Raw genomic sequence first — 4,129 nt, 5'->3', positions numbered from 1 at the left:
CACCGTAGAAACCACCACCCCAACCGGACACACCTACCGATCAACCGCCCCGCCGCTGCCGGGTACTGCGCCGCCCGGCAGCGCTCCGGCCGTCCAATCCGTCCAATCCGTCCAATCCGTCCAACCCGGCCAGGCCGTCCACGTCCTCGGGAGGGTGGTTCCCCCGCGCGCCAGCAGGCGACGAAAGGTTTGGCGGCGCGCCAGGAGCAGAAAGACCGGCGTCCCGTAACAGCACCCGCAAGTTAGGCAGGGTAGGGCGTCTTCTCGCCGGCCTCCACCCGGATATCCAGGCTGTTGTTCTTCACCGGCATGGGGCAGGTGCCGTAGGGGGTGAACGCGCTGGGGTAGTTGATGGCCCGGTTGAAGTCGAGCACCACCGTACCGTCCGGCCGCGGCCTGGGCGTGGAGAGTTTCCGCCAGTCGTCCGTGGTGTCGCCGTTGGTCTCGTCATGGAACGTGACGGTAAGGGCCCCGAGTTTCTCATCCTCCGCCTGCAGCCGGAATTCGTGCGGGCTGCCGGGTAACCGGAACACCACCTCGCCCACGCTGCGGTGCACGCCGTCCACCAGCGGGTTGGCGGTGCTGATGGGGACATCCACAGGCTCCGGGAACGGTTCGAAGCGGGCCTCCACCTCCCAGCCAGGGTTGTACGGGTAGGTGGGCACGCCCTCGAATTCGGTGAAGACCGGCGACTCCGCATCGCGGGTGCGGATGGCATACCGGCCGGCGCGCATGGCCAGCTCCACCACCACCTGGTCCCCGGCGGGTCCGCCAAACTGCACCCACATCAGGGATTCCTCGTCGGCGAGGACCGCCGTCATGGTGCCGTCCACCTTTTCGCCGGTCTCCACCAGCGCGAGCCCGTCCGCCGGCACCGCGGTGAGGACCGCCGTCGTACCGTCCGTTGACCACAGCCCCGGGGCGGAGTCGACGGCGGCCGGGGACTTTTCCAGCCACTGGAAGGAGGTGAGGGTCAGCCAGCCGTGGCGGGCGGCCAGCGCCTTGTTGCGGTTGGCGCGGAAGCGCTGCCAACGCTCCAGCCTGGGGTCTGTGGTGGTGGGCATGGTTCCTTCCGGGTTGCGTTCGCCCCCGCTTCAACCGGCTCCGGGACCGCTTCATTCCATAGTGCGTAGGCTGACATTATTTGAGACGAATTCCACTCTGGAGGTGCCACGGGGGTAGCATCTTTAGTCAGTAACGTGGCTCACAGTATCCAGCGCAGTGTACGAGCCAAGTCCGAAACCCTCGAAAGATTGCTTCCATGGCTCACACTGCAGCACATCCCGAAACCGACCTTGCCTCCGAACTGAGGGCAGACGTCCGGCGTGTCTCCACCCTGCTGGGCGAATCCCTCGTGAGGCAGCACGGCCCCGAACTGCTCGACCTCGTGGAGCAGGTCCGGCTCCTGACCAAGGAATCCAAGGAGGCGGCGCGCGGCGGGGCGGACGCCACCGGCCCCTGGAGCGCTCACGACGTCGTTGCCCAGGTCCGCGAACTGCTCGGCTCCCTGCCGATCGAGCAGGCCACCGACCTGGTGCGCGCCTTCGCTTTCTACTTCCACCTCGCCAACGCCGCCGAGCAGGTGCACCGCGTGCGCGGCCTGCGCACCCGCGCCGAAAAGGACGGCTGGCTGGCCAAGACCGTTGCGGACATCGCCTCGCAGGCAGGCCCGGACGTGCTGCAGGAAGTGGTCAACGGACTGGACGTGCGTCCCATCTTCACCGCGCACCCCACCGAGGCGTCCCGCCGCTCCGTCCTGGACAAGATCCGCAAGCTCTCCGACGTCCTGGCCAATCCCACCGCCGAAGGTTCCACCGCCCGGCGGCGGCAGGACCGGCAGCTGGCCGAAATCATCGACCAGATGTGGCAGACCGACGAACTGCGCCAGGTCCGGCCCACCCCCGTGGACGAGGCCCGCAACGCCATCTACTACCTGGGCGGCATCCTCACCGACGCGATGCCGGAGATGCTGTCCGAGCTCTCCGAGCTCCTGGGCGAGCACGGCGTCACCCTCGCGTCCAAGGACGCCCCCATCCGGTTCGGCTCCTGGATCGGCGGTGACCGCGACGGCAACCCGAATGTCACCGCCGCCGTGACCCGCGAAATCCTGCAGATCCAGAACCAGAGTGCCATCCGGATCAGCATCGGCATGATCGATGAACTGATCTCCATTCTCTCCAACTCCACGGCGCTCGCCGGCGCCGATGACGCCTTGCTGGCCTCGATAGACGAGGACCTGAAGAAGCTGCCTGGCCTGGACAAGCGGGTCCTGGAACTGAACGCCCAGGAGCCCTACCGGCTCAAGCTCACCTGCATCAAGGCCAAGCTCATCAACACCGGCAAACGCGTGGCGGCCAACTCCAACCACGAGCACGGCCGCGACTACAGCGGAACCGACGAACTCCTGGCCGACCTGCAGCTCCTGGAGCTGTCGCTGCGCAACCACTCCGCCGCCCTGGCCGCCGACGGTTCACTGGCCCGCGTCCGCCGCGCCATCGCCTCCTTCGGCCTGCACCTGGCCACCCTGGACATCCGCGAGCACGCCGACCACCACCACGACGCCGTCGGCCAGCTGATGGACCGGCTCGGCGGCCCGGGCGTGCGCTACGCGGAGCTCTCCCGTGAGCAGCGCTTCGAGGTGCTCGGCTCCGAGCTCGCCTCCCGCCGTCCGCTCTCCGGGCACCCGATCAAGCTCGACGGCGCCGCCGACGGCACCTACGACGTCTTCCGCGAGATCCGCCGCGCCCTGCGCATGTACGGCCCGGACGTCATCGAGACCTACATCATCTCCATGACCCGCGGCGCCGACGACGTCCTGGCCGCGGCCGTCCTGGCCCGCGAGGCCGGGCTGGTGAACCTCTTCGGGGACAAGCCCTACGCGAAGCTGGGCTTTGCGCCGCTGCTGGAGACGGTGGAGGAACTGCGGGCCTCGGCCGAAATCATCGACCAGCTGCTCTCCGACCCCTCCTACCGCGAACTGGTGCGCCTCCGCGGCGACATCCAGGAAGTCATGCTGGGCTACTCGGACTCCAACAAGGAATCCGGCGTGATGACCAGCCAGTGGGAGATCCACAAGACCCAGCGCAAGCTGCGGGACGTGGCCGCCAAGCACGGTGTGCGCGTCCGGCTGTTCCACGGCCGCGGCGGGTCCGTGGGCCGCGGCGGCGGGCCCACCTACGATGCCATCCTGGCGCAGCCCAACGGCGTCCTCGAAGGCGAGATCAAGTTCACCGAGCAGGGCGAAGTCATCTCGGACAAGTACTCGCTGCCCGAGCTGGCCCGCGAAAACCTTGAGCTGTCCCTGGCCGCGGTGCTTCAGGGCTCGGCCCTGCACCGTGACCCGCGCACCTCCGAGGACCAGCGCGAGCGGTACGGGCACGTCATGGAGACCATCTCCGACGCCGCATTCGAGCGCTACCGCAAGCTCGTCGACCACCCGGACCTGCCCGCCTACTTCATGGCCTCCACCCCGGTGGAGCAGCTCGGGTCGCTGAACATCGGCTCCCGCCCGTCCAAGCGCCCCGACTCCGGTGCCGGCCTGGGCGGCCTGCGCGCCATCCCGTGGGTGTTCGGCTGGACCCAGTCGCGGCAGATCGTGCCGGGCTGGTTCGGCGTCGGCTCGGGCCTCAAAGCTGCCAGGGAGGCCGGCAACGCGGCGCAGCTGGTGGAAATGATGGAGCAGTGGCACTTCTTCCGCTCGGTGCTGTCCAACGTGGAAATGACGCTCGCCAAGACGGACATGGACATCGCCGGCTACTACGTGGCCACCCTGGTCCCTGAAGAGCTGCACCACCTGTTCCGGACCATCCGCGAGGAGTACGAACTTACGGTGTCCGAGATCCAGAAGCTGACCGGGGAGAACCTGCTCCTGGACGCGCAGCCCACGCTGAAGCGCTCCCTGGAGATCCGCGACCAGTACCTGGACCCGATCAGCTACCTCCAGGTGGAACTGCTGCGCCGCGTCCGCGAGGCCGGGCAGGAGGGCAGCATCAGCGGCGCCGAGATCGATGAACGCCTCCAGCGTGCCATGCTCATCACCGTCAACGGGGTGGCGGCCGGCCTGCGCAACACCGGCTAGGAGACTGCTGAACTAATCGGTGGGTGTGGGGCGCGTCGGCTGGACTGGTGG

General features: G+C 68.1%; 2 protein-coding genes. One reads left to right on the top strand and one right to left on the bottom strand.

Annotated features, from left to right (window positions below; all coding sequences use genetic code 11):
• Positions 1 to 242: 242 nt before the first annotated feature.
• The gene (locus ACYSM9_RS21610) at positions 243 to 1,064 is read right to left on the bottom strand and encodes a DUF1684 domain-containing protein (protein WP_461858998.1); all 822 of its coding nucleotides are present in this window, start codon (positions 1,062 to 1,064) and stop codon (positions 243 to 245) included.
• A gap of 197 nt (positions 1,065 to 1,261) precedes the next feature.
• Between ACYSM9_RS21610 and ppc the strand changes: the two genes are divergently transcribed.
• Positions 1,262 to 4,078 (top strand): phosphoenolpyruvate carboxylase, encoded by a 2,817-nt coding sequence (gene ppc, locus ACYSM9_RS21605; protein ID WP_461858997.1) that lies wholly within the window; start codon positions 1,262 to 1,264, stop codon positions 4,076 to 4,078.
• Positions 4,079 to 4,129: the final 51 nt, after the last annotated feature.

It is taken from the genome of Arthrobacter sp. C152 (assembly GCF_054890965.1).
Note: the sequence above shows the minus strand (reverse complement) of the source record. Positions and strands in the feature narration are given on the sequence as shown.

Coding starts and splice junctions, on each gene's coding strand:
- ppc (WP_461858997.1), top strand. CDS start 1,262: ATGGCTCACACTGCAGCACATCCCGAAACCGACCTTGCCTCCGAACTG.
- ACYSM9_RS21610 (WP_461858998.1), bottom strand. CDS start 1,064: ATGCCCACCACCACAGACCCCAGGCTGGAGCGTTGGCAGCGCTTCCGC.